The 26,380-nt window shown below is 40.8% G+C and carries 24 protein-coding genes and 3 pseudogenes; 16 read left to right on the forward strand and 11 right to left on the reverse strand.

Annotation, left to right across the window (positions count from 1 at the left end; all coding sequences use genetic code 11):
* Window positions 1-127: 127 nt before the first annotated feature.
* The 4 genes from TOL9009_RS0124020 (at window position 128) to uvrC (ending at window position 4,871) form a co-directional block, all read left to right on the forward strand.
* A complete protein-coding gene (locus TOL9009_RS0124020; RefSeq protein WP_029635263.1) occupies window positions 128-463 on the forward strand; it encodes a thioredoxin family protein in 336 nt (111 codons plus the stop codon).
* Window positions 464-579: 116 nt separating this feature from the next.
* Window positions 580-1,893: an LL-diaminopimelate aminotransferase gene (locus TOL9009_RS0124025; RefSeq protein ID WP_029635265.1), complete on the forward strand. Its 1,314-nt coding sequence runs from the start codon at window positions 580-582 to the stop codon at window positions 1,891-1,893.
* A 428-nt stretch (window positions 1,894-2,321) separates the two neighbouring features.
* Window positions 2,322-2,858 carry a PEP-CTERM sorting domain-containing protein gene (locus tag TOL9009_RS0124030; RefSeq protein ID WP_029635267.1) on the forward strand — a complete coding sequence of 179 codons (537 nt, stop codon included), beginning with the start codon at window positions 2,322-2,324 and terminating at the stop codon, window positions 2,856-2,858.
* 135 nt (window positions 2,859-2,993) lie between these two features.
* Window positions 2,994-4,871 carry an excinuclease ABC subunit UvrC gene (uvrC, locus tag TOL9009_RS0124035; RefSeq protein WP_029635269.1) on the forward strand — a complete coding sequence of 626 codons (1,878 nt, stop codon included), beginning with the start codon at window positions 2,994-2,996 and terminating at the stop codon, window positions 4,869-4,871.
* A gap of 184 nt (window positions 4,872-5,055) precedes the next feature.
* Here uvrC and TOL9009_RS40320 read toward each other — a convergent pair whose 3' ends face one another.
* Entirely contained in the window at window positions 5,056-6,090 is a 1,035-nt protein-coding gene (locus TOL9009_RS40320; protein WP_051503013.1) for a DNA cytosine methyltransferase, read from the reverse strand.
* Window positions 6,091-6,251: 161 nt separating this feature from the next.
* On the opposite strand from TOL9009_RS40320, the pseudogene TOL9009_RS40325 reads away from it, so the two are divergent.
* Window positions 6,252-6,608, forward strand: a pseudogene (locus tag TOL9009_RS40325) (ISH3 family transposase); the annotation flags it as partial.
* A 449-nt stretch (window positions 6,609-7,057) separates the two neighbouring features.
* A complete protein-coding gene (locus TOL9009_RS0124050; RefSeq protein ID WP_029635271.1) occupies window positions 7,058-7,237 on the forward strand; it encodes a hypothetical protein in 180 nt (59 codons plus the stop codon).
* Between the two features lie 83 nt (window positions 7,238-7,320).
* Here TOL9009_RS0124050 and rlmN read toward each other — a convergent pair whose 3' ends face one another.
* The 3 genes and pseudogenes from rlmN to TOL9009_RS0124065 form a co-directional block, all read right to left on the reverse strand.
* Window positions 7,321-8,388 carry a 23S rRNA (adenine(2503)-C(2))-methyltransferase RlmN gene (rlmN, locus tag TOL9009_RS0124055; protein WP_029635273.1) on the reverse strand — a complete coding sequence of 356 codons (1,068 nt, stop codon included), beginning with the start codon at window positions 8,386-8,388 and terminating at the stop codon, window positions 7,321-7,323.
* A gap of 150 nt (window positions 8,389-8,538) precedes the next feature.
* Window positions 8,539-8,955: pseudogene (locus tag TOL9009_RS0124060) on the reverse strand (sensor histidine kinase); the annotation flags it as partial.
* A 97-nt stretch (window positions 8,956-9,052) separates the two neighbouring features.
* Window positions 9,053-9,424 (reverse strand): hypothetical protein, encoded by a 372-nt coding sequence (locus tag TOL9009_RS0124065; protein WP_144238325.1) that lies wholly within the window; start codon window positions 9,422-9,424, stop codon window positions 9,053-9,055.
* A 591-nt stretch (window positions 9,425-10,015) separates the two neighbouring features.
* On the opposite strand from TOL9009_RS0124065, the gene TOL9009_RS0124070 reads away from it, so the two are divergent.
* The 6 genes from TOL9009_RS0124070 to TOL9009_RS48525 all read left to right on the forward strand — a co-directional run bounded on the left by TOL9009_RS0124070 (window position 10,016) and on the right by TOL9009_RS48525 (window position 14,427).
* The gene (locus TOL9009_RS0124070; RefSeq protein ID WP_038296559.1) at window positions 10,016-10,981 is read left to right on the forward strand and encodes an RNA polymerase sigma factor; all 966 of its coding nucleotides are present in this window, start codon (window positions 10,016-10,018) and stop codon (window positions 10,979-10,981) included.
* Window positions 10,921-12,591 carry a tetratricopeptide repeat protein gene (locus TOL9009_RS0124075; protein WP_029635282.1) on the forward strand — a complete coding sequence of 557 codons (1,671 nt, stop codon included), beginning with the start codon at window positions 10,921-10,923 and terminating at the stop codon, window positions 12,589-12,591. Before TOL9009_RS0124070 ends, TOL9009_RS0124075 begins: the two co-directional genes overlap by 61 nt.
* Before the next feature lie 123 nt (window positions 12,592-12,714).
* A complete protein-coding gene (locus TOL9009_RS40330) occupies window positions 12,715-13,104 on the forward strand; it encodes a mannose-binding lectin (protein WP_063628701.1) in 390 nt (129 codons plus the stop codon).
* A gap of 99 nt (window positions 13,105-13,203) precedes the next feature.
* On the forward strand, window positions 13,204-13,371 hold the full coding sequence (locus TOL9009_RS47700) for a hypothetical protein (protein WP_186227639.1): 168 nt from the start codon (window positions 13,204-13,206) through the stop codon (window positions 13,369-13,371).
* Window positions 13,350-13,619, forward strand: a complete 270-nt coding sequence (locus TOL9009_RS0124085; RefSeq protein WP_029635286.1) for a hypothetical protein — start codon at window positions 13,350-13,352, stop codon at window positions 13,617-13,619. The genes TOL9009_RS47700 and TOL9009_RS0124085 overlap by 22 nt, the downstream gene beginning before the upstream one ends.
* Window positions 13,620-13,989: 370 nt before the next feature.
* The gene (locus tag TOL9009_RS48525) at window positions 13,990-14,427 is read left to right on the forward strand and encodes a hypothetical protein (protein WP_029635288.1); all 438 of its coding nucleotides are present in this window, start codon (window positions 13,990-13,992) and stop codon (window positions 14,425-14,427) included.
* A 289-nt stretch (window positions 14,428-14,716) separates the two neighbouring features.
* Here the strand turns inward: TOL9009_RS48525 and TOL9009_RS43810 are convergent.
* The 4 genes and pseudogenes from TOL9009_RS43810 to lgt all read right to left on the reverse strand — a co-directional run.
* Window positions 14,717-15,035, reverse strand: a pseudogene (locus tag TOL9009_RS43810) (IS630 family transposase); the annotation flags it as partial.
* Between the two features lie 748 nt (window positions 15,036-15,783).
* On the reverse strand, window positions 15,784-16,002 hold the full coding sequence (locus tag TOL9009_RS46125) for a hypothetical protein (protein WP_144238327.1): 219 nt from the start codon (window positions 16,000-16,002) through the stop codon (window positions 15,784-15,786).
* 264 nt (window positions 16,003-16,266) lie between these two features.
* A complete protein-coding gene (gene cobM / locus TOL9009_RS0124105) occupies window positions 16,267-17,106 on the reverse strand; it encodes a precorrin-4 C(11)-methyltransferase (RefSeq protein ID WP_029635292.1) in 840 nt (279 codons plus the stop codon).
* A gap of 213 nt (window positions 17,107-17,319) precedes the next feature.
* On the reverse strand, window positions 17,320-18,195 hold the full coding sequence (gene lgt, locus TOL9009_RS0124110) for a prolipoprotein diacylglyceryl transferase (protein ID WP_029635294.1): 876 nt from the start codon (window positions 18,193-18,195) through the stop codon (window positions 17,320-17,322).
* Window positions 18,196-18,565: 370 nt separating this feature from the next.
* On the opposite strand from lgt, the gene coaD reads away from it, so the two are divergent.
* From coaD to TOL9009_RS0124125, 3 genes are read left to right on the forward strand one after another with little or no spacing between them, the layout of a single operon-like run.
* Entirely contained in the window at window positions 18,566-19,141 is a 576-nt protein-coding gene (gene coaD, locus TOL9009_RS0124115) for a pantetheine-phosphate adenylyltransferase (protein ID WP_029635296.1), read from the forward strand.
* Window positions 19,027-19,719, forward strand: coding sequence for an ATP synthase subunit B family protein (locus TOL9009_RS0124120; RefSeq protein WP_144238328.1), 693 nt, complete (start codon window positions 19,027-19,029; stop codon window positions 19,717-19,719). The genes coaD and TOL9009_RS0124120 overlap by 115 nt, the downstream gene beginning before the upstream one ends.
* Before the next feature lie 55 nt (window positions 19,720-19,774).
* Window positions 19,775-20,101, forward strand: a complete 327-nt coding sequence (locus tag TOL9009_RS0124125) for a Ycf66 family protein (protein WP_029635300.1) — start codon at window positions 19,775-19,777, stop codon at window positions 20,099-20,101.
* Between the two features lie 328 nt (window positions 20,102-20,429).
* On the opposite strand, the gene TOL9009_RS0124130 is transcribed toward TOL9009_RS0124125, so the two are convergent.
* From TOL9009_RS0124130 to cysS, 3 genes are all read right to left on the reverse strand, one after another.
* Window positions 20,430-21,776, reverse strand: a complete 1,347-nt coding sequence (locus tag TOL9009_RS0124130) for a TldD/PmbA family protein (protein ID WP_029635302.1) — start codon at window positions 21,774-21,776, stop codon at window positions 20,430-20,432.
* Window positions 21,777-21,970: 194 nt separating this feature from the next.
* Window positions 21,971-23,410, reverse strand: coding sequence for a TldD/PmbA family protein (locus TOL9009_RS0124140; RefSeq protein ID WP_029635306.1), 1,440 nt, complete (start codon window positions 23,408-23,410; stop codon window positions 21,971-21,973).
* Between the two features lie 153 nt (window positions 23,411-23,563).
* Complete coding sequence (cysS, locus tag TOL9009_RS0124145; protein ID WP_029635308.1) at window positions 23,564-25,003, reverse strand: cysteine--tRNA ligase; 1,440 nt, start codon at window positions 25,001-25,003, stop codon at window positions 23,564-23,566.
* A gap of 138 nt (window positions 25,004-25,141) precedes the next feature.
* Between cysS and TOL9009_RS0124150 the strand changes: the two genes are divergently transcribed.
* Complete coding sequence (locus TOL9009_RS0124150; protein ID WP_029635309.1) at window positions 25,142-26,263, forward strand: CobW family GTP-binding protein; 1,122 nt, start codon at window positions 25,142-25,144, stop codon at window positions 26,261-26,263.
* The last annotated feature ends 117 nt before the right edge of the window (window positions 26,264-26,380 follow it).

The following is a 26,380-nucleotide window of genomic DNA, read 5'->3' on the forward strand; positions in this document are numbered from 1 at the left end:
CAATTAAGCCCCGACGATTAAAATCGCGGCTACATAAACAAAGTCCGCCTACGCGGACTAAATTGACGACTTTGAGATAGAGTATTTTGTGTGCCAATATAAATCGTGCCACCGGATGGAGACTGCAATGAATAAGGGTGTAAGCACTATAACTGATGCTGAGTTTGAAACCGAAGTTTTGAAAGCCGAACAGCCGGTATTGGTTTACTTTTGGGCTTCTTGGTGCGGACCTTGTAGATTGATGTCACCCGTAATCAACTCAACTGCCGATATATACAGCGATCGCCTGAAAATTGTCAAAATGGAAGTAGATCCTAATCCACTGACTGTTAAAGAATATCAGGTTGAAGGTGTACCCGCCCTCCGACTATTTCAAGGAAACACTATCTTAGCTTCCAGTGAGGGAGCCATCAGTAAAGATAAATTACTCAGCTTCCTGGATACTCATTTAAACAATAATTAGTCCAAAGTTCTCTAACTCCCCCTAAAGACGTTCCGTCGGAACGTCTCTACCCAAGTACAGACGTTCCGTCGGAACGTCTCTACAATTAATTTTGCTCCTCCTGACTTCTAAATAAAATGCAGTTTGCGAAACGTTTACAACCCCTGCAATTCAATGTATTTGCAGAGATGGACATAGCCAAAACCAAAGCTAAGGCTGCTGGGCAACAGTTGATAGATTTGTCGCTGGGGTCTTCTGATTTACCAACCGAAGCGCACGTAATTGAGGCGATCGCTCAATCTTTACACGATCCAAGTACTCACGGCTACTTGCTGTTTAACGGCACTCAAGCGTTTCGTCAAGCCGCAGCTAATTGGTACGAGCAAAAATTCGGTATTAAAGTTGACCCAGAAATGGAAGTGTTACCCCTCATTGGTTCTCAAGAAGGGACGGCACATTTCCCTCTAGCAGTGCTGAATCCTGGAGATTTTGCTTTATTGCTCGATCCGGGCTATCCTTCTCATGCAGGCGGAGTGTACTTAGCCAGCGGTCAAATCTACCCGATGCCACTCCGGGAAGAAAACAATTTTTTACCAGTATTTAGCGAGATTCCCGCGCCTGTTTTGGCACAGTCGCGGATGATGGTATTGAGCTATCCTCACAATCCTACCAGTGCGATCGCGCCATTATCTTTCTTTCAAGAAGCTGTAGCATTTTGTCAACAACATAATCTCGTTCTCGTTCATGATTTCCCCTACGTAGATTTAGTGTTTGAGGAGACTGGGGACGGACAAGGGGACAAGGGAGATAAGGGAGATAAGGGAGATAAGGGAGATAAGGGAGCAATATCTTCCTCATCTTCCTCATCTCCCCCATCCCCCGCTCTCCCCATCCCCCCCTCTCCCCCTCTCCCCATCTCCCCCTCCTCCCCCCTCGCTCCTTCAATTTTCCAAGCTGACCCAGATAAAAGCGTCTCAATTGAGTTTTTCACTTTGTCCAAGTCATATAATATGGGTGGCTTTCGTATTGGCTACGCTATTGGTAATGCTGAGTTGATTCATGCTTTACGTCAGGTAAAAGCAGCTGTAGATTTTAATCAGTATCGGGGAATTTTGAATGGGGCGATCGCTGCTCTCACTGGTCCTCAAGCTGGGGTAAATGCTGCTGTTGCTACCTTCAAACAACGTCGAGATGCGATAGTGAGCGCTTTACATCGCATTGGTTGGCAAGTTCCTACTCCCCAAGCAACAATGTATATTTGGGCAAAGTTGCCGACACATTGGAGTCAAAATTCTATCCAATTTTGTACTGAGTTAGTCGAACAAACTGGTGTTGCGGCTTCCCCTGGTGCAGGGTTTGGTAAATTTGGGGAAGGATATGTTCGCTTTGCTTTAGTGCATGAGCCAACTATATTAACCACGGCTGTGGAGAGAATAGCTAAGTTTCTATGAAAAAGAGGGGGAAAGGGGAAGGGGGAAGGGGGAAAGGAAGAAGTAATTTTAAGCATTTTTACTGATTTTAAATAACTCCATGCCTTTAACCTTTTCCCCTCCTCTGTAAGCAATTTATCAACTCTTCATCTCTAATTAACGATAAATTTATTGTTTCCGCCTTGACTACCTGCATTTTTCAGTGAAACTACAGATAACATTACATAGGACGTAATACTAAAATTTACTATAAAAAAGTATATTTAGTCCGTGTTGAGCTAAAATCGTAGCTTCAAAAGTCAAGGACGTATATGACAGTAACTAAGCAATTTAAAATTACCAAGGTTATGAGCGCCAAAAGCAGAGGCTCAAACTTCTCTCAAAATTCAACGTTAAAAATGGTTCCGTGCCAATTTTGCCTAGCACCGTGGCTAGTACAGGCAGAATTCATGGCGATTTTTGTCGCCGTTTTTGGATTGACGATCGCTGCTACCCCAGCGTCAGCTTTCTCATTTAAAACTGACAAATTCATCAGAAATCCTTCAGTAAATCCACTGCCTGAGAATCATCCCAGCTTGAATTTGGAACTACCTTGGACTCAAACAAAACCTACTAATAACGAAGCTACAGATGAGTTTAACTTAAACCAAGTTCGACCATACTATCTCGATAAACAAGAATTTTTGGCTGGTAAATATACAACTGGTAATCAAGCTTCGCAATTGCTGCAAAAAGCAGAAAGCAATATAGAAGAAATTATTCAAGCTAGTGAAGTGTCAAATGAGACAATTGACGGCACAACTTACTATAAATATTACGTTGGGGATACAAAGTTTAAAACCAAAGAAACGCTTACATATACTAATACTTGGAAAGCACCACCGTCCCCCCCTAAAAGAAGGATACCAGAACCCTCGACAATATTAGGGCTAATAGCGATCGCTAGTTTGTTTGTCACCCAGCACCAAAAGATGAAAATAGGCTAAGGGGTTGGAACTGTTAACTAATTTCTATCCATAACTAGACAAAGCTTTATGAGTCCTATATATATAATAATCGATAATTTTAGATGAATTTTTATTAAAATAGAGATGGTATATTTGTGAAACTACTTAATAGTTGTGACAACATCTGCTCAAATAGTACCGCTGCTTAAAGATCCAGAACGTCTGGAAAACCGTCTAGTGGAAATTCCCCCGGAACCTGGGGTTTATTTCATGCGCGACGGGAGCGATCGCATAATCTATATAGGGAAATCGCGAAAATTGCGATCGCGTGTTCGTTCATATTTCCGCGATTCCCAAAGATTAAGCGAACGCATCGCAACAATGGTAAAACAGGTGACGGAAATTGAATTTATCGTCACCGATACTGAAGCTGAAGCTTTAGCACTAGAAGCAAACTTAATCAAGCAGCACCAGCCATACTTTAATGTACTCCTAAAGGATGATAAAAAATATCCTTATGTATGCATTACTTGGTCTGAAGAATATCCGCGTATTTTCATCACTCGCAAACGTAAAAGCGGTAAAGAAAAAGATAAGTTTTACGGACCTTATACTGATTCTCATCTATTACGAGAAATATTACGTATATCTAAGCGCATCTTCGCACTCAAACAACGACCCCAACCACTTTTTAAAGATCGTCCTTGTCTAAATTACGATTTAGGTCGCTGTCCGGGTGTTTGTCAAAAGCTGATTTCACCAGAAGAATACCGCAAAACTGTGCAAAAAGTGGCGATGGTTTTTCAAGGTCGAAGTCAAGAACTGATTGATATTTTGACTACTCAGATGCAGAAATCGGCAGAAGCGCTCAATTTTGAGTCTGCGGCAAGAATTCGTGACCAAATCAATGGGTTGAAGTCGCTTTCTTCAAATCAAAAAGTTGCCTTACCGGATGATACCGTTTCGCGGGATGCGATCGCTCTGGCGGGCGATGATAAACACGCTTGTATTCAATTATTTCAAATTCGTGCTGGGCAACTTGTCGGACGTTTGGGTTTCGTTGCCGATACTCACGCTGAACCTGGAGCTATTTTACAACGAGTGTTGGAAGAACATTATCAAACTGCTGACGCTGTGGAAATTCCTGCAGAGATTTTGGTACAGCACGAGTTACCAGATGGGGACATATTAGCGGATGTTTTAAGTCAGCGCAAACAACGAAAAGTCACAATTTTGGCTCCGCAGCGGCAAACTAAGGCAGAATTAATTGAGATGGTTGAGCGAAATGCTCAGTATGAATTGCAAAGAATGCAAAAATTGGGCGATCGCAATCACCAAGCTATGCAAGATTTAACCGCGATTCTCGATTTACCCGATTTACCTCATCGCATCGAAGGTTACGACATCTCACACATTCAAGGTTCAAATGCAGTAGCTTCCCAAGTCGTGTTTATCGATGGAATTAGCGCTAACCAGCATTATCGTCACTACAAAATCAAAAATCCCACAGTTACTGCCGGACATTCAGATGATTTTGCGAGTTTAGCTGAAGTTATTCAGCGTCGCTTTCGGAAGTATGGTGAAGATCCGGAGTTATTAAGACAGGGGAATCCAGATTTTCCTGATTTAATTATGATTGATGGCGGTAAAGGTCAATTATCTTCAGTTGTCGCTGTTTTGCAAGAGATGAATTTGTTAGATGATTTGCGAGTCGTCAGTTTAGCAAAGCAGCGAGAGGAGATTTTTCTTCCGGGAGAATCTGCACCATTGCAAACTGAAGCTGAACAAGCAGGAGTGCAGTTGTTACGACGCTTGCGGGATGAAGCGCATAGATTTGCAGTTAGTTTTCATCGTCAGCAACGCAGTGACAAATTAAAGCGATCGCGTTTAGATGAAATTCCCGGTTTGGGACACCATCGACAAAAGCAGCTTTTAGCGCATTTTCGCTCTGTTGATTATATCCGGCAAGCGACACCTGCACAACTAGCTGAGGTTTCCGGAATTGGTCCGCGTTTAGCGCAAGAGATTTATGATTATTTTAATCCAGCTTGAAGAATCTTGGTTTATTTCATTCCTCAATGATTAATCTACCTAAAATTTCATTCCATTTCTCCTTGTGAATTTTTTGTATTTCATTATCAGACTCTATTAATTGAGAATAACCATCAATAAAATCCGTGATAGACATGATCAATCTTAAAATAAAAGGTATTTCTAGTTGAATAGGTTGCTCAAACTAAAAATTATCTTTAATATTATTTGTTTCACAAGCCATATCTTGATCTAAAAAAACTTGTTTTTTTATTTGATTAGCAAGTTCATACATTACTGGGATAGCAACTGAATTACCTATTTGCTTATAACACTCCGATAAATTACTATGGGTTTTGAAATTATCAGGAAACCCCATGATTTTATAGCACTCTCTAATCGTTAACTTCCGAACTGAATTTTCTTCTGGTATGTAAATAAAAAATCTACCGGAAGTTTCTTGAGAAGGTATTGTTGGATGTACACCTTCTATAGAATAGATTCTATTTGGTTGATGATGAACCCTAGATAAATGTTCTGTGTTTGGTCTAATACCTGTTTTCCAAATATTTTTATTACGATATCCTACAAAAATCAGACCAGAATCTTGTTGTTTTGGATTATCTATCATTGTGTATTCTTGAGGATTTAAGTATTCAAATTCTTCTGAAGTACACAAAAATTCTCTAAGAGTAGGAAACGGATAAGTTTTTTTGAGTAGTCCAAAATCAAATTTTCTCTTTTTCGTCGCAACAAATACTACTCTTTCTCGATTTTGTGGTAGCCCAAAATCTTTAGAATTAAGTATCTCGTAATTAACTACATAACCCATATCTTCCAAAGAATATAATATTACTTCTAATGTTCTACCTTTATCATGATGTAATATATGCTTAACATTTTCAAGGATAACTACAGGAGGACTAATATGCTCAATGATTTCGCAAATATGAAAAAATAGAGTTCCTCTAGTGTCATGAAACCCTTTTTTTCGTCCACAAATACTAAAAGGTTGACAAGGAAAACCAGCTGTCAATACATCAAAGTAAGGAAGCTTTTGTATATCAATTTTTCTGATGTCATGTACAGGTTTTTCTCCAAAATTATTAGAATAAACCTGTTGACAAGCTTCGTTAATCTCACAGGAAAATACACATTTATAGTTGGCTTTTTCAAAAGCCAATCTAAAACCTCCAATACCTGCAAATAAATCGGCAAATTTTAGGTTTAATTCCTCCATAAAGATTATTAAAATATTTCCCTAGCTAGACAGATGAATTAAATATTTTAACAGAAGATAACAATTTTTTAATATTGTTAATACAATTCTTGACAGTTACTTTATTAATTTTTCACACAATATATCTGTTTTTATGCATTTAAAATTTGTTTAATTATGGAATTTTAGAACAACTGGCTATAACAGAGACAGAAACTCTAGACGAAGTTATTGAGTGTTTCGCAGAAAATTTCTCTATAAAAACTCAAGGTGTATGTGATCAAAAAACTTTATTTGAGATTTTAGTGAGAGCAGCAAGCAATGGGGATACTATTGAGAATACAGCTAAAACATTGAAGAAAATTCCATCTGGAAATGATATTAGATATCATCTCAACAAAATTAATGATTTTGAAGATTTAGAGAGACAAATTAATCAAGCTTTAAAAAGTCGAGTTCCGAGAGGAATTAAAAACGGACACCTAAAGTTAGCTATTGATTTAAACTTAATTCCTTATTATGGCAAGCCTAGTAATAAAGTTTGTGATCTACTGACATTATCTCTGTTTTGTCAATCATTCATTGTAGAGATCCAAAGGTATCGCGTCTCTACACACCCTAAATCACCACGACAAATCCTTAAGCAAATATTAAGATAAATCTTTTTGTAACTAACAATACAGTTATTTCTTAATTTTCACTTTTTACTGCAAATACTACTTATCCTAAAAGCTGATGTCTGATGTCACAGGAAAAAAAGTTAAAATGACTGGAAAGTACTTAATCTCAAGGCTTTATTTATAGGGATCAGCGTATATAGAAGCGTTATGCATTTGACAAAATCCATTTATATGTCTAAAGTTGGATGTGTTGAGTAGGTAATAAATAAGAGAATAAAACTACAAGAAAATTTTCTGAATTTAAAATTTTGCTTCAGATGATTCACCGTTTTTACCCATAAAAAATTACTACATCAGGGAATTTTAAAATGCAAATAGTACAAAAAATTCGTTGCCCAAACTGCGGCAGCGAAGGTGAAAGGTATTACATTTCTGATAGTCAGTTGACTCGCACACAATGCCCAACTTGTGACTACTTAATGATATCTTGCACCCTCACTGGTAAAGTGATTGAGGCTTATGCTCCAGGTATTCTTGCTGCAAAATAGAGACGTTACAAGGGAACATTTGTACTTGTAGAGACGCGAAATTTCGCGTCTCTACAGTTAAGAAAAAATTCCGCTCCTCTTAATTACTTCTTGCTTGTTCTTAGTTGTCCACAAGCAGCATCAGTTTCTAACCCACGAGAATAACGGACACTAACAGCAATATTTTGCTGTTTGAGAACTGTCATAAAAGCAGATATACGATCGCTATTCGGGCGTTTATAATCCACTTCGCTGATAGGATTGTAGGGAATCAAATTAACGTGACTTTGAAAGCCTCGCAGACATTTCGCTAATTGTAATGCGTGTTCTGGTAAGTCATTCACCCCAGCCAGGAGAACGTATTCAAAACTAATGCGGCGTCCGGTAATTTCTACGTATTCTCGACATTCAGCGAGTAAATCTTCAATTTTATAAGCATGTGCGCTGGGGATGAGTTGTTCTCGCAGCGCTTGGTTAGATGCGTGGAGACTAACAGCGAGAGTAACTTGTAACTGGTGTTTGGCTAGTTGACGAATGCGATCGCGTATACCGACAGTAGATAAAGTAAGCGATCGCTGTCCAATTCCCACATCTTTATTTATAGATTTGATCGCACCTAAAACATTATCTACATTCAACAACGGTTCACCCATACCCATAAACACTACATGGCTAACTCGTTGTTGAAAATCTTCTTGTACAGTTAAAACTTGATCGACAATTTCATGTCGTGCTAAATTGCGCTTGTATCCACCTTTACCAGTAGCGCAAAAATCACAAGCCATTGGGCAACCGACTTGCGTAGAAACGCAAACTGTGAGACGCTTATTAGAAGGAATACCTACAGCTTCAATAATTTGGTCATCTGTCAATCTTAAAAGATACTTGACAGTGCCATCGGGGGCAACAGAGCGGTAATGTAAAGTTGAGCGTCCAATAGGAATTTCTGCTACTTCGGCACGCCATTGTTTGGAAAAGGCGGAGATATCATTAAGATGTCGCACTCCCTTGTTATATATCCAATCATGCAGCTGCTTTCCTCTGTAAGCGGGTTGTTTTTGTTGCTGCACCCAAACCGTCAATTCGTCTAAAGAAGCGCCCAACAGTGGCGGAATTGAGATTTGTGCAACTTGGGGAGTCGTGATTGTGGCAGAGGCAGAGTTAGCAGACATAACATTTAGGAATTGGCATCGGATCTATATCGTAGCTCCTAGTGCCTGGATTTATTAGACATAGAAAGTGAAAATTAACTATGCGTTACCCAAAACCCTTGTAGAGACGCGAAATTTCGCGTCTCTACGTCTTTTCCACTCCTATGTTTATTATTTTATTTGCCGGATGGGAATTTCAACCCAAAACTCTGCACCTTCTCCTGGTTGGGAAATACACTCTATTTTGCCCTGATGTTTATCCACCACAATTTGATAGCTAATTGATAATCCTAAACCGGTACCTTGTCCCACAGGTTTAGTTGTAAAAAAGGGATCAAATAGTTTTTGTCTAATACTTTCGCTCATCCCTGAACCATTATCTTTAATCGAAATAACCACCCAATCGGGATTTACTAATTTAGTACAGATAATAATTTGACTCAAGTTATTTTTAACTTCCACTTTTATTTGATTGTAATCATCGAATGCATCAATACTATTATTCAAGATGTTCATAAAGACTTGATTTAACTGTCCGGCATAACATTCAACTTCAGGTAAATCACCATATTCCTTGATAATTTCAATGTGAGCGTCTCGCTCACACTACCAACCCGTCAAAATCAATTTGACAGACTACTAGTCCATGTCATTAATTCTGATGGGTAATCAAATTTCCAAAGCCTTAAAAATCAATTATTTTGGTAAGTTGAAACCCCTCAAAACTTATGACATGGACTACTAGGGCAATTTTAAATAAATGTTCTGCTTCATCCCGCGCTTCTACGATCGCAGTAATTTGTAGCAAACTTGTCCAGGATGCGATCGCAATTCCCACAAAAGCGATCGCCATCAGCAAAATAGCCAACAAATTCGTACTAGCTTCAATCGGAGCACCGTCTAATTTAGCGCGAATTAACCAGCCGATCGCCCCAGAACCAGAAGTCAATAGCACCAAGATTGTTACTTGTAGCACGACAACATCTTTTTTGAGATCGTTGTCAAACAGCGATCGCTCCACTCCCAATACGGTTCGGATAAGACTCGATCCCCCCAACCCCCCTTAAAAAGGGAATAATGGGGGATCTTTAAGGACTGTGCATCTTAGCCGAACCGTATTGGCTCCACTTCCTTCGGACAAATATACACCAGCATATTTCAGCTTTAGGAGATACATGCTTAAAACGCATCAATCTGCTGTATATTTAATTTTGCCAGCCCTATTTAGGGCAATTTATTCCATAAATATTCCAAAACTGCATAATTTGATGGTGTTTACACCCATTCAAGGGAGAGCTATGAAGCTCATTCATTTTAACTTCTGTTGGTAGAAATAAAGTATGGATTTATGCATACAATCAAATTTATGTCAATGCATAAGTCCTAATATTAGCCCTTTCAAGGTGAGCATATGTACTATCCAATTTTTAACCGTATTTCAGGCATTGACTGCAATTGAAGAAATAAATTATGGATAAACTCCAAATTTTTGGACTGTAAATTAAGCGATCGCAATCGCCAAAATACCGAAATTGGGTGAAAAATATTATTTATTTCATAGTACAAACGTTCACCTTGAAAGGGCTGGTCCTAATATCCATTATCTTCCAGTCTTTTGTACAGTGCATTATCCCTCATGCTTTAAATAATGAACAGGAAGTCATGTATACAAGCGAACCCTGAACAAGAACTTTTGTTCTCCTTATCAGGGCTGGAAATCAGGAATGTATTGCCAAAACAAAGTCAATTCAAAGCTCTATCTCAAAATAATTGTCAGGATTTTTGGCAATTATGGGAATCATATCAAGATTATTTTTACAACCTTTGCCTAAAGTGGATGGGAGGTAATTTTCATGATGCCGAAGATGCACTCAATCAGGCAATGCTCAAAGCCTGGAACGAATGGACAAAAGATGCAAAGAAAATTATACATCCCAAAGCGTGGTTAACTCGACTTATCTATAACTTCTGCATGGATGTGCATCGAAAACACAAACAAGAAGCCCCAGGAATTGAAAACATTGATGATATTAAATTTGCAGATCATGCAGCATTTTGTTCTAGGGTAGAATTTCCTGAATCTAATATTTTGAATTTGGAGATGCGAGCATATCTCCACCAGAGAATTGAATCTTTACCTGACAGATTGCGCCATCCTTTTATTTTACACTACTGCCAAGAGAAATCCTATCAAGATATTGCCAAGCAACTCGCCCTTTCTGAAGAGAATGTTCGCAAACGCATTCAACAGGCACGCAGGATTCTAAAAAAGCAGTTAAAGAAATATCTTGCAGGGGAAGATAACACTTCTCTAGATTCCCTCTTCCCATCCTTAAAAAAGGTAATTCCCATAGTGGAAGAGATTCAACCTCAGGACTTACCCACGGACTACGTATTTCCGTCATTGCGACGCGATGTAGCAATCTCAAAGTCTTGTTTTCTCGCGACTGAGTGCCTAAGTTCTAAATCTGATGAAACAGTGATTTGTAATTCAGAATCACCAATTACAACAAACAGCAACGGCGAAGAAATTAACTATAAAGTAACCGTAATATGTCTGGAAACATTGTCACATCTTTGGTACAGTTCACCCAATTCTCTGGGTTGGAGATGAATGCTCACTTGGTTTTAGAAGAAAAGCCAGCAAGACTTGAGCAGAAACTCATCACCTTAAGTAAGTATGTCGATAAATATCCCCAAGGATGGAAAAAAAGATTAGAACTAGCTGATTTACTTTACGAGATGGGAAACTGGCAACAAGCAGTTGCAGAATATCGTCAAGTGATTGAGCGACAACCTCAATTAATTGATGTGCGGCTGCAACTGGGTAAAATCTTGCAGCTGATGGGACTAGAAAAAGAGGCTCTAGAAATATATGAAAAAGCCTTATTGTTGTCTGAAAATGAAGGGACTCAGAATCATATAAATGGATTGATTGCAGTTTGCAGAGGTGAGAGTCAGAAGGCAATCATCGCTTTTAATTTAGCAGCTGCTTTAGAACCTGACAAAGTAGTTCACTCGCTGGCTTTGGCACAAGTGCATCACGGGAGAGAAAATCCTTTTGGTACTCTCAGTGCCTTGAAGCAGGTTTTGTCAGTCAATCCAGATGATGTTGTGGCGTTGATTTCCAGCCATGATGCGCTGAAGGCGGTGGGGGATATTCAAACAGCTAGAGAGCGGTTAAACAGGGCTATAGCCTTAGCTGGAGATGATTTACGGGTACTCCAACGACAAATTGATCAGCGTTGTCAGATGAGATTGGTATCTGGTCAGGAGGGGAAGCTGACTAAAAAGATGATTACCTCTGCACTGCAACAGGCTCCTCATGGGGCTGAGGCTCACAATTCGCTGTCATATTACTATATTCTCCGTGGGGATTGGACGCAAGGTGTAGAGGTGTTAGCAAAGTTTACCGCAGAACACCCAAATCATCCTTATGGTTGGTATTACTACGGACGGTGCTTATTCCACACCGGGGAATATCAGAAAGCGGCGGAGATAATGTGGAAAGCTTATGATCTGTATCCCCATGATTGCGAAATTTATCGGGGGTTGTGCGAGATTTTACCCCTTGAACCTCACCACGCCAGGTGCTACAACGGAGGGAACCTCCGCAACGCACTGGCTCCCCTACCCCTCTCCTGCGAGGAGAGGGGAGTTAGAGGTCTTGCTTCCATAGTGGAGGAGATGTTGAAGCGGTTTCCTGAACGCTGGAGTGTTTGGGCTACTGCGGGACGGGTGTTGGTGGAATACTTTCAGGAGATTGAACGGGGGTGTCAGGTTTCTGAACAGGGGACGCATCTACAGCCCCAGTTAGCTGATGCTTGGTTTCGTCATGGACGGGTTTTAGCCTTGGCTGGGAAACATCAAGAAGCCGTGGAGGTGTTGGAGAAAGGATCGCATATATTACCACCAGGAGGTTCTCTGCAATTAGTACCTGGGTTGGTTTGGCTAGGGGAGAGTTACCAAGTGCTGAAGGATGTTGGGGCTAGTAAGCGGTGGTGGGAAGCAGCTTGTGAGGAAAGTCAGGAATTGAGGGCGTTTAACCCGGCTGGGGCTGATTACTGGTTAGGGAGAGCCTTGGTAGGGTTGGGGGATAAGTTGGGAGCGATACAGGCTTATGAAAGAGCTTTGAGTCAGCAGTTGTTGTATCCGCCTCGTGAGGAAGTTGAGAAAATTTTGCAGCGGCTGAAAGGTAAGAAGCGGAAGGGTTCTGCGAGTTGAGGGTGGATTTTTGGGAGAAAAAATGCCTGTAACTCGAAAAATTCACAAATTGGAGTTGGCAAACGTCTAAAAGATATGGGAAGGAAAAACCACTTAATTCAACTTACAACAAGGAAAATCAAAATGAATCGTGTATTTCGTGTTTTGGTAGCTTGTGTATTTGCCGTAGTAATTGCTTTCGATTTATTCACCAGCAACGCTTGGGCACTGGGTGATTTTTCCAAGACTTGTAGAGACGCTAGTGTCTCTGGTTCAACCCTAAGAGCTTCTTGCGAAAAAGCTAATGGTGGATTTACTCCCACTAGTATTGACTTAAATCCATATATTGGAAATATTGATGGAAGTTTGAGTTGGAACGATAAGAACTTTATTGAGACCTGCCGTGGGACTGCTTTAAAGAGCGGTAGTACCCTCACTGCTGAATGTAAGAAAAGAAACCAAGACTTTGTAGGCACAAGTATCAATCTTGATGATCACATTGCCAATATTGACGGTAATCTCAGGTATGAATAAGTAGCTAGCGCACTTGTGCGTTCGCTTTATTTTCCTAACTTCATCAAGCAAGAAAGTCATCGCCCATCCGATGATACATGACAAAAATGTGATCACCTTTTGTTTTATTTATTTACGGGAGTGCGATCGCTTTTTTATGGGAAGAGGAGTGATCGCCTTTTTTACAAAAGTGCGATCGCTTTTATCATGAGAGAAGTGCGATCGCTTTTGTGTAGGGAAAAGGGCGATCGCTTTTTTGTGGGGAGATGGGCGATCGCCTTTCGCTGAGGGATGTTGGGGCTAGTAAGCGATCGTGGGAAGCCGCTTGTGAGGGAAGTCAGGAATTGAGGGCATTCAACCCGGCTGCATCTGATTACTGGTTAAGGAGAGCCTTAGTGGGGTTGGGGGATAAGTTGGAAGCGATAGAGGCTTATAAAAGTGCTTTGAGTCAGCAGTTGTTATATCCGGCTCGTGGGGAAGTTGAGAAGATTTTGCAGCGACTGAAAGGTAAAGCGAGGAAGGGTTATGGGGGTTGAGGGTGGATTTTTGGAGAGAAAAAATGCCCGTAACTCGAAAAATTCACAAATTGGCGTTGGGAAACGTCTAAGAGATGTGGGAAGAAAAAAGGGAACACAAAAGTTAAGTGATTAACTATCCCCTATCTTTCTCAAACAACTCAGAAATTTACAACGATTTGAGTTGTAAATAAGGACGGCGTTGCTGAATCATGGGATGATTTTTCCCATTTTGGAACGAATTATCAATGGTTTCATCCGCCAATTCATCCTGGATCTATGCAACGCCAAACTTTTGAGTAGGAAACTGTTTTGGAATTTGAGCAAAAGCGTTAGTTTTTGTCCAAAATCTAATTCTGTAAAATTGTTGGTTTGAAAAAGGAGGAATCTAATGTCTAAAGTCCAAAACTTTTATAAATTCTTAATCTGTGTGGTCGTGTGCATGTTCTCTGCTGTCTTGTACCCATTAGATGCTAAAGCTACAGAGCCGCCAGCTTGTAGTACAACAATAGTAGGTCAACTTAACCCTGTAAATCCGTCTTGTTTGTTGACATATAGAGAAGGTACTTTAACTTTTTTCTTTCAAAACGAGGATTCATCCTATAATGCTAATGTTGAATTCACTAAAACTAGCGTAGAAGTTGGAGACTCCACATGTCATGATTTAACAATTCCTTCTATACCTCCCAGTACACAGAGCGGTCCTTATTCTTGTAATCCTGCTAACGCAACCACTAAAATGTCGTTAAAAACAGGATTAAGAGAATCACAAAGGCTATCTTACAGTGTAGGGATACAGCCACGTATTGGTAGAAGTACTGTTAAGTAGGATATTGACAGTTTTTCAGTAGGTTTATTACTGATCAATGTCCCTAAAAATAGAAGAGCGGAAAGAAATGTTTTATGTGTTACAAAATACTTCTTTCCTCTTTTCTATTTTCTATTTTGTATTTACCGTTATAATGTCCTTTCGTAGCAATGAAACAGTACAAGGTCGTCACTGACCTCTAGTACTCTGTCAATAAATAATTGATGGATAGATTCCCTGTAGAGACGGCGATTTATCGCGTCTCTCTAACCGTCAAAATAAAATTGACAGACCACTAGATATAGGAGTCCTATTTGATTTTTGAAAAAACTCCGTACATAGCAAGAGTGTCAAAATCGAAGGTAGTGTGTCGGATAAACCATTCAAACATCCATTTCAAATGAGAAAATGAAGGAATCAAGGCACAAAAACGTCGAACCCATGTTTTGGCTTGCAGCCAAATATCCTAAGCGTGGATTTTGTTCTGGGCAATTACGGGCAAAGCGAACGCAGTGTATTTTCCATTGCTCGGTTGGCAGACCTTGATTAAGCTCGTCCAAAAAACCTCGAACTGCCTTGGAAGGGTGGTAACTCGCACCATCCCAAAAAATCAGCACTTCATGGGTTGGGGGACTGAGTTAACAAATTTATGGGAGTGCGATCGCCTAAATAAAAGTGGCGATCGCTCATCAATTTTCATCCCTTAGTTGACCACTTGACGTTGGGGGCGATAGAGGCTTATGAGAGTGCTTTGAGTCAGGAGTTGTTGTATCCGGCTCGTGGGGAAGTTGAGAAGACTTTGAAGCGGCTGAAAGGTAAGGGACGGAAGGGTTATGGGGGTTGACGGTGGATTTTTTGGGAGAAAAAATGCTTGTAACTCGAAAAATTCACAAACTGGGGTTGGGAAACATCTAAAAGATGTGGGAAGAAAAAAGCATACTTAGTTGATTTGAGTCAAACGGATGAAGTGAGGCTTATCATGATTAATGAAACCATAATGCGTTTACGTGTTCTGGCGATTACCGTGTTTGTTATTCTAGGGACATTTATTTTCATAGATCCCGCATTTGCTCAAGGATACCCAGCTTATCAATGTTTAGTAACATCGGATAGAATTACCTACTGTAGTGATAAGAAAGTCAAAAGCCATGCTGAGGGGAATGCTTGGATTAAGACTTGTGGGTTCTCTGGGACAGCTAAGATCGTGAATTCTCGACCTGATGGAGCATTAAGTTGTCCTCCTCGTTAACAGGTTAAGGTTAGTGCGATCACCTGATCTTGTAGGGTGCGTTACACTTCGTTAACGCACCATCGGTATCATTATCATTAAATTGGGTGGGTTAGCGACAGCGTAACCCACCCAGCGTTTTATTGCGATTACGGATCTTGTAATGCGATCGCCTTTTTTGTAGGGAGAAGTGCGATCGCTTTTTTTATAGGAGACTGGGGAGAGCGATCGCTTTTGTGTAGGGAGAAGGGCGATCGCTCTTTTTGTGGGGAGAGCGGCGATCGCTTTTGTGTAAAGATTGCGATCGCTTTGATGATGGTAAATTGGGGAGTGCGATCGCTTTGACGATATAGGGAGTGCGATCGCATTTTTTATGAGAGATTGGGGAGTGCGATCGGTTTTTTATGGGAGATTGGGGAGAGCAATCGCTTTTGTGTAGGGAGTGCGATCGCTTTTTTGTCGGGAGTGCGATCGCTTTGAGGATGTAAGAAGTGCGATCGCTTTTATGATGAGAGCATATTGTCAGAATGGCAAAGGCTAGAGCATTCTTAAAACTTAAGGAAGCTCACAGGCAATGAGTATTTCCTCTTAATGCGTAAGTCCTAAAAAATACTACTCCCCTTGTCCCCTTCTCACTGCTCATACGAGCGAAACAGATGATTGTGTTCGGGATGATATAAATGCGATCGCAAACCGACACCTTTGGAGTATCGCCCTTTGCCCAAACTTTGGGAAAGTGCAGGACTAATTACGTATAATGTGGTCCGAATCAGATTTTCTTCGATGGTACAATCTGCCATTTTGTCAAGGGGAACAACCAGAATTTTTTCATCTTGCCAGCCGATTCGATAGCAAATTGCTACTAGGGTATCATCTGGGTAGTGTTCTAGTAGTTTGGCTTGGGAAGACGCGACATGACGCGCACTTAGATATAGGCAAAGGCTGGCTTGATGTTGTGCGAGACTGGCTAATTCTTCTGTTGGGGGGACTTGTGTACGTCCGCTGATGCGAGTGAGGATGATAGTTTGAACTAAACCAGGAACTGTTAACTCAATTTTAAGTTTAGCGGCAGCGGCTTGAAAGGCGCTGATACCTGGTATCACTTCAAAGGGAATATCTGACGAAGCCAAAAGCTGCATTTGTTCGTGGATGGCACTATATAAACTCGGATCACCAGAATGAAGACGAACGACAGATTTATGCGATCGCACTCGTTCTATCATGATTGGCAAAATCTCTTCTAAAGTCTTATTCGCCGTTTGAATAATCTCCGCATCATGACGACAAAGTTCTAAAATCTCTTCGGGGACTAAAGAATCTGCAAATAAAACCACATCAGCACACTTCAGCAGTTTCTGCGCCTTTACCGTTAGTAAATCAGGATCGCCCGGACCTGCTCCCACAATATACACTGCTGGTATTAACAAATGACCATACTCTTTTTTATTTACATTTCCAGTATAATTACTCATAAATAATCACATGACAACTCAGCAAAAAAATTTTTTGGCATTTTTTCAGTATCCTTCCGGATAAATACTCTTTGCCTAGTAGAGATGAGTGGTAGATGCACCCTGGTTAAGCCCTAGAGAATACTCTGGGGCATTTTTTATTTTTATTGGTATGAGGTAGAGACGTTCCGCCGGAACATCTGTACTATGACTCCCCCCCATCCCCCCATCTTCCTATCTCCCCATCTCCTCATCTGCGTTGGACGGGGAAACTACATCAGGTAAAGAGCGTTTAGCTAAGTAAAGCCAAGCTAGCCCAGCTAATCCTAAGAGAATTCCCGTTAAACTGACCAATTGTGCGATTCTTAGTGGTCCTAGCATCAAACTATCAGTCCTTAGACCTTCGATCCAAAAGCGTCCTAAGCTATAAGCTACCCAGTAAACCATAAACAAAGTACCTACTTTTAAGCGTGGTTGCGATCGCAAGCTGCGAAAAAACAAAATCATCAGCAAAGCGAAAACCATTAAATTCCACAGAGATTCGTAAAGAAAAGTGGGATGGAAGTATTCAAAACTAGCCAATTCTGGAGGACGACGTTCTGCCGGAATGTATAGCTTCCAGGGTAAATTAGTCGGACCGCCAAAAGCTTCAGAATTGAAGAAATTGCCCCAGCGCCCGATCGCTTGTCCTAAAATCAGCGAAGGTGCTACTAAATCTGCTAATTGCCAAAAAGAAACTTGCTTGAGTTTGGCAAAAATTAACGCTGCCATAACCCCACCAATAATTGCACCATGAATCGCAATACCTCCTTGCCAAATAGCAATGATGCGTTCAGGGTGCTGGGCATATTCTGACCACTGAAATAAAACGTAATATATGCGTGCGGCAGGAATTGCCCCAATTACCAGCCAAATTGACAAATCACTCAGCAATTCTGGATTAATATTACGACGTTTTGCCAAATACTGAGAGAGACTAACGCCAATCAACACAGCTGAGGCAATCAACAAGCCATACCAGCGGATAGTTAAAAATCCGATTTTAACCAGAATCGGTCCTGGAGAAGTAAATTGAAATGCCAAAGGCAAGACGGAAAAATCCAGTGCCATGCAAAACTACCTATAATATTTTGGATTTTGGATTTTGCGGGAAGTTTGAGGATCGGTTTTCGAGAAGTTTGCTCGTCGGTTTCCTGACTTCAAGTCAAAGAATATGGTATTTGGATTTTGTTTCTTTTTTTTGTGCATGGCACTCTGCAAAGCTTCAGTTTTCTAGTTTAAGGGTTTAAGGTGTAAAATAATCATCTCCAGAAATTAATGATGCGTTACCTAAAACCCTTGATTAGACGTAGCATTGCTACGTCTCTACATTGATTTTCACGCCTATATCTAATAATCATCCTTTATTTCTAAAGCGGTTTGCGATCTATCAATCGAGTTCCGATATAATCACCTAAACAACTGTGAAGCATCTAATATTGTGATTGCCATTTATCCAGGTAGTTTCGACCCCATTACCTTAGGACACCTTGACTTGATCCAACGTGGTAGCAGGTTGTTTGAGAAGGTGATTGTGGCTGTGCTGCGTAACCCCAACAAAATGCCACTGTTTAGCGTGCAACAACGTATAGAACAGATTCGTCTTTCAACAGTACATCTACCTAATGTAGAAGTAGACAGCTTTGATGGTCTAACCGTCAATTATGCCCAAATGCAGCAAGCACAAGTTTTGATCCGGGGTTTACGAGCGGTTTCCGACTTTGAAGTAGAGTTACAAATGGCTCATACTAATAAAACCCTTTCTACTCAAATAGAAACTGTTTTTCTGGCTACCTCAAACGAGTATAGTTTTTTAAGTAGTAGTGTAGTAAAAGAGATTGCAAGGTTTGGTGGCTCTATTGATCATCTTGTTCCCCCGCACGTCGCTCTAGATATATACCAATGCTACGCTCACCAACAGACAGTATCGAACCCAATCAAAACGGAAGCAACTCAGAACCTCAGGATTTTGCCGATGGAAACTCCTATGGAGACGTTTCCGGAATGGGAAGTGTAGAAATTCAGCAGGAACTCAACCGGTTAGAGGAAATGATTCTTTCTAGTTTCCACATTCCCCTGACGCGACGCACTTTAGTGGATGAAGAAAAGCTGCTGGATCAGCTTGATTTTATTCGAGTTTCTTTACCATCTGTTTTTCAAGAAGCTGCCGCAATTATCGAACAGAAGCAGGAAATTCTTCTGGAAGCGGAAGAGTATGGACAGCAAGTTGTAGAGGCAGCGCAAGCCAAAAGAGCGCAGATTCTAGCTGAAAGTGACATTATCCGACAAGCAGAAAGAGAAGCGCAGATGCTTCGGCAAGAAGTGCAGCAAGAATGTGATGCGATGATGGAAGAGACTCTGGCAGAAATTGAGCGCAAGCGACGTGCTTGTCAGCAAGAGTTGGAGGAAATTCGCACTCAAGCGATCGCTCAAGCTCAAGAAATTGAAAATGGCGCCGATACTTATGCTGATAGCGTTTTGGAAAATATCGAGCAAAACCTCAGCGATATGTTGCGAGTTATCCGCAACGGACGCGAACAACTGTACCCAGATACTCCACCACAACGCAATTCATCTCCTGGTAAGAAGAAGTAAGTTAAAAAAAATATTTTTACCACAATTAGCTTTAATTAAACAGGATTATTCATAAATGTTTACTTTAGCTCAAGTTAATATTGGATTAAATATAGCGAGCTTACTAGGAATTATTCATGTTTTACTGGGTGCAATTTACTTAATTTTAATGGTATTTTTTCTAGTTCAAAGAGCAACTAGATTGACTAATTGGGCTTTATCACTTTATATCATCCAGGCAATATTTATACCAGTTTTGATGTTTTTATCTGGGGTAATTTTGATTTTTCAAGGTTGGCGCTTAGATCCGATTCTTCAGTTTGGGCAATTTCTCTCATTTCTCATAATTATTTATTTTTGTATTAAAGATATTGTAATTAACGCAGTTTATAGAAATAGATAATATCACCCGCAATACGGTTTGGTTAAGGATTTTTCGTGCTGATTTAGGGTATGTATAGACGCGACACCCTTGCGTCTCTACAAGATTTTTGGTTTATCGAATTTTCTTATCAGAACCGTATTGATATCACCCGTAGAGACGTTCTGCCGGAACGTCTATACAATTAATTTTGCGCGAAACTCATAATTATCTTTCTGTCTGCTAAATAACTGGAATACTAGCAACGTACCATCTTCCTTATTTTCTCGTTTTATGTTTTACTTACCTCATGCCGGAACCATCGTAGAGACGTTCCGGCGGAACGTCTCTACAATTTGGCGCGAAACATTTAAAGAGTATAAGTAAAATCTTCAACCAACATCCCAGGAACCATACTCCCTCCTAGTTGACGACTGTCGTATGTTCCGACTTCGGGAATGAATTCTTGAAAATTCGTGAAGTCTATTAAATTTTCTCCCCAAAAGCGATAGAGACTGTCATCAAAACGCAGATTTTCAATTGGGGCGATTATTTCTCCCTTTTCCACCCAAAAACAAGCATAACGAGTCATACCTGTGATTCTACCAGTTGGGCGATCGCTCCAATTCAAGTAATGTAAATTCGATACATATAAGCCTGTATCTAAACTTGGCAAAATCTGCTCAAATGCTAAATTCCCCATACTCAATTCTGGCGCACGTAATGACTCATTTCCATTCGCACCATTTGCATTTTTATCATATTCCTTAGCAGTGCGAGAATTCACCAAGGTATTTACTAACATGCCTTTTTCAATTATAGGTATTTCCGGCGCTGCCATTTCTCCCCATTCATTAAATCGCGGCACCAAACCGCGTTGAAAGTTTTCTTTCAAATTAAATAACCGAGAAAGTTGCTTTTCTTGACGCGATATCGCAGCCAAAGCACTATTTCCTTGTTGAATATCCGCTTCGCTGACACCACCCCAAGAAAGCATCATTAATAAATCAGAAACAGCCGACGGCGCAAAATAAGTTTTATAATTTCCCCGTGGCAATTCTTTCGAGGAATCTGAAAGGAGTTTTATTTGCCTTTTCGCATCGCTGATTTTCGCTATATAAGCAGTTGAATCCCAATCACTTCCGGCAAAAGTCCCTTTTACAGCTTGTCCCGATGTAGTGAAAATAGAATAATCTAAGGTAAAAGTATCGGTCGCAAATAAATGTTTTTGACCGCTAGAATCACCATAACCTTGAATTACGGAACCACCAGCATATATCCCGGCAAAATCTAATTCGGCAACTTGTTCTAGTACAGTTGGTACTACCGCTTCTGCTGTCAACAATTTACCCGAATGTGTCTCGCGACTGGTATTTGTTCCTGATGGCAAAACGAGATACGGATCGGCGGGTAAATAGGGCAGTTCTTCCCTGAGTTCTTTGAAAGCGTTGTATGCTGCTTGCCAATCTATTTCCCAATTCCCAGTAAAGGGAAATTGTCGAAAACTATTGCGCTGATCTTGCATCAAATTCAGTTCAATCCAACCATCAGTGACACAACCAGTTTGTCGCACTTTGGCGTGATTGAACCGCGTAAATTGGCTGCGTTCGCCATGTAGTTTTATTGTGAAGTGTTCATTCTCTGTTTTTTTATTTAGCAGAGTTTCAATTAATCGATTAAAGCTGATTTCTAAATTTGATAAATCGTCAATTTTCATGGGCATTTTTTGAGAGATGGGGGAGATGGGGGAGATGAGGGGGATGAGGGAGATGAGGGGGATGAGGGAGATGAGGGAGATGAGGGAGATGAGGGAGAGGGGGGGGAAGAACAATTATTCTCTAAGGAGTCCCCTTGTCCTCCTTGTCCCCTTGTCCTCCTTGTCCCCTTGTCCTCCCCATCCCCCCCTCCCTCTTAGGCACCACCACCAAAGACTTCGACGTTAGCAAATAAACAAATGGGTGAACCATGTCCTACGGAAATCGCCTGATTTGGTTCTCCTTTGCCACAGTAAGCTGTGCCGTACATTTGCCAATTAGAGGAGTTTCCTACTTTAATTAAGCTTTGCCAAAATTCGGGTGTGGTGGCTCTATAGTTAGGATTGCGGAGGGTTTTGGTAAGTTTGCCGTTTTCAATTAATTTGGCGTATTCGCAGCCAAACTGAAATTTATAACGTTGGTCATCAATTGACCAAGAACGGTTAGATTCCATATAAACGCCGTGTTCTATGTCGGCGATGATTTCGTCAAAGGTGGCGTTTCCTGGCTCTAAATTCAAGTTTGCCATGCGATCAATCGCTGGTCGATTCCATGAAGAAGCACGCGCACACGCAACTCCTGGTACACTGGCTCTAGCTTGGCTTTCTAAACTACCTAAACCGCGCTGAAGTACGCCTTCTTTAATTAAGTATTCCCGTGTTGCTACTGCCCCAGTATCATCAAAGCTGTAGCTGGCAAACTCTCCGGGTACGGTGGGATCAAAAGTAATATTCATTAACTCAGAACCGTATACTAGATTGCCAAAGTCACTTTTGTTGACAAAGCTGCCGCCGGCGTAGTTGCGCTCATCTCCTAAAATGCGATCGATTTCTAAAGGATGTCCCACACTTTCATGAATTTGTAGCATCATTTGGTCTGGTGCTAAAATTAAGTTGGTGCGCGTGGAAGGGCAGTCGTCCGCTGTCAATAGTTCTATTGCTTGTTCGCCAATTTGCTGCACCCGTTGCCATAATTCTTCTTCTCTTAACAGTTCCATGCCACCTTGGTAACAGTGTGCTTGCCAACCGTTGTTACTGCGCTGCTGCACGATCGCTCCATCTTGTGCCGTAGCACCGTAATTAGTGCCTAATGACAAGATTTTTTGATACACTTCCGATCCGTTACTGCTGACAAACCAAGTTTCTTTTTCGGTGGTGGTCGTACTTGCACTGGTTTGGACAATTTTATCGTTAACTTTTAAGGTTTTGCAAATACGGGTAAGTATATCATTTATTTCTTTCGGACTCAGTGCATCTAACGGTTTAATAAATGGGGAGATATATTCACCAACTACTTTCGGGCGTTCTTTAGAACTGAAGGGATATATCCACCATTCACTTGCAGCTAGTGCCTGTTTATACGCTTTTTCCGCAGCAGATTCTAAGCTGGCAAGATCCAAAGAATTGGTAGCAGCATAACCGAGACAACCATTAACCAAAACTTCCAGCATCACTCCCATAGTGGAGGATTTGCCGTTTGTTTGCGGTAAGGCATCTCGAACATAACAATTATAGTTGTTTTCCTTTACGGCTCTGATACCAATCCAATCAGCGGGGATATTTAGAGAAGCGAGGATGTTTGTTAATTCAAAAAACATAATTTAAATCAGTGTTGGGTATTAGTTGTTAGTTGTTGGGTGTTAGTTGTTAGTTGTTGGTTGTTAGTTGTTAGTTGTTAGTTGTTGGTTGTTAGTTGTCAAAAAATCTTATAATCCACTAACTACTAACTGCTAACCACTAACCTTTTTTTTCTAATTTCTGTGCCAGCGGGTTCCGTCACGGCTATCAATTAAGGTAATTCCGCATTGAAGTAGTTCATCACGAATGCGATCGCTCAAAACAAAATTCTTCGCAATCCGTGCATCTTGTCTTTCCTGAATTTTCGCTTCAATTTCGGCATCGCTTAAACCGTCACTCACAGATTTTTCTACTTTCATCTCGGCTTCTAAACCCAAAACACCCGCTAAAGTAACAAGTGTTTGCCACTGTTTGAGTAACTCATCCGGTGGTATTTCAGTTTTCCCTTCATGGACAAAAATATTTCGCTCACGTCGCAGTTCTTTGGCTAATTCAAACAGGACTATTAAACCACCAGGGAAATTAAAGTCATTATTTACAGCTTCGATGAAACGTTCAATGAAAGAATTAGGAATTGATGAATTCTGACTCCCCATTCCCCATCCCAATTGGTACCCAAAAAGCAAACCTTCTTTCAGAGTGTGCCAACCGTTGGTTGCTGCTTGAATTGCTTCGTCGGTAAAATCGATTGGTGTGCGATATTGTGCCATCAGTACAAATAAGCGTACTGCCATCGGGTCAACGCCTCGATCCAATAAGTCGCGAATGGTGGTAAAATTACCTAAAGATTTGGACATTTTTTCGCCATCCACCTTCACCATGCCATTATGCATCCAGTAGCGAGATAGCGGTTTGCCTGTGACTGCTTCCGATTGGGCAATTTCATTTTCATGATGGGGGAAAATTAAATCTTCACCACCAGCGTGAATATCGATAGTTTCCCCAAGGCGATCGCGTACCATTGCACTACATTCAATATGCCATCCTGGACGACCTTTGCCCCAAGGTGATTCCCAAGCGGGTTCATCGGGTTTTGCAGCTTTCCACAAAGCAAAATCAGCCGAATCTTTTTTGCGCTGATACTCAGGATCTTCTAAATCAACTCGTCCACTGGCACCAGCTTGGGAATTTTCTAATTTGCGTCCAGAAAGCTTGCCATATTCAGGAAAGGATCGCACTGAGTAGTAAACATCACCGTTACTTGGGTAAGCGTAGCCTTTATTTTCTAACTCGTGAATTAGTCGAGTTATGCCATTCATTGTATGGGTAGCGCGGGGATATTCTGAGGCTTCTTTGATATTCAGCCGCGCCATATCCTCAAAATATGCTTTGATAAAGCGATCGGCGATCGTCTCCATCGTTGAGTGTTCTTGCCGCGCTCGATTCAAAATCTTATCATCAACATCAGTAAAATTCTGGACGTAGCGGACTTCATAGCCAACAAATTGTAAGTAGCGACGCACTACATCCCAAACTATACAAGCTCTGGCATGACCCAAATGGCAATAATCATAAACCGTCACGCCACAGTAATACATCTTAACCTTTCCTGGCTCGACTGTTTCAAAAGGTTCTTGACGACGGCTGAGAGTGTTGTAAACGGTTAGGGTCATAACAGAGTAATGCTCTAATGAGAAGATAAGTAATAATAGGGTAAGCAGCTGGGACGGATGTCCAGCATCCCTATGCTAGTGTTTTCTGGACTATCTGCGCTACATTCCTTAATTTTGATTTTTTTTTGACACAGCGCTATGCAATCAGCAGTGACTCCTGACCAATCTCAAGCAATGGATGCACCGAAACAAGGCTTGCCAGTAACAATTATTACTGGCTTCCTCGGTAGTGGAAAGACGACTTTACTTAATCATATTCTCACCAATCAACAGGGTTTGAAAACCGCTGTTTTAGTTAATGAATTTGGTGAAATTGGCATCGACAATGAGTTAATTGTTTCCACTGGTGAGAACATGGTGGAACTGAGTAATGGTTGTATTTGCTGCACCATTAATAATGATTTGGTTGATGCAGTTTACAAAGTTTTAGAACGCGAAGAAAGGCTAGATTATCTAGTTGTCGAAACAACTGGATTAGCAGACCCGCTACCAGTCGCGCTGACATTTTTGGGTACAGAATTACGCGATTTGACTCGTCTAGATTCGATTATTACGGTGGTAGACGCGGCAAATTATAGCTTGGATTTATTCAACTCGGAAGCAGCTTACAGTCAAATTGCTTATGGTGATGTGATTGTTCTCAACAAAACTGATTTAGTTGATGAAGCGACTTTAAATGAGTTGGAGAAAAAAATAGGACAAGTTAAAGAAGGAGCGAGAATTCTTCGCACCACGCGATCGCAAGTCCCACTTCCTTTAATTCTCAGCGTTGGTCTGTTTGAGTCTGATAAGTATTTTGACACTCTTGATGAGCATAATCACGACCATCACGACCACGATCATGACCACCACGACCACGACGATCATGACCATTCTACATGCGGTCACGACCATCATGACCACGACCATGAACATCACCACCATCATTCTGACCATTTAGAAAATGATGGTTTTACCTCACTATCTTTCCAAATTGACAAACCTTTTTCGATTAGGAAGTTTCAATATTTCTTAGATAACCAGCTAACTGAAAATATCTTCCGAGCGAAGGGAATTATGTGGTTTGATGAAAGTCCGAACCGTCATATTTTCCACCTTTGCGGTAAGCGCTTTACTATGGATGATGATGAGTGGAAAGGTGAAAAGAAAAATCAGCTAGTTTTGATTGGTCAAAATTTAGATCAAAATCAGTTGCTAGAACAGCTAGAAAAGTGCATTTGTCTTCCTTCCACTAGTCGCGGTAAAGGATTTGGAAAGTAATCTCTAGTCTTTTATAATTATCTTTAACAATGGCTCTGTTACTTTCACTTGAAGACAGAGCCTTTGCTTTGGCATTCTGAGAATCATTATTGTACTTAAGTATAGTTTTGTGTAAAA

This window comes from [Scytonema hofmanni] UTEX 2349 (assembly GCF_000582685.1).
Lineage (GTDB): Bacteria > Cyanobacteriota > Cyanobacteriia > Cyanobacteriales > Nostocaceae > Hassallia > Hassallia hofmanni.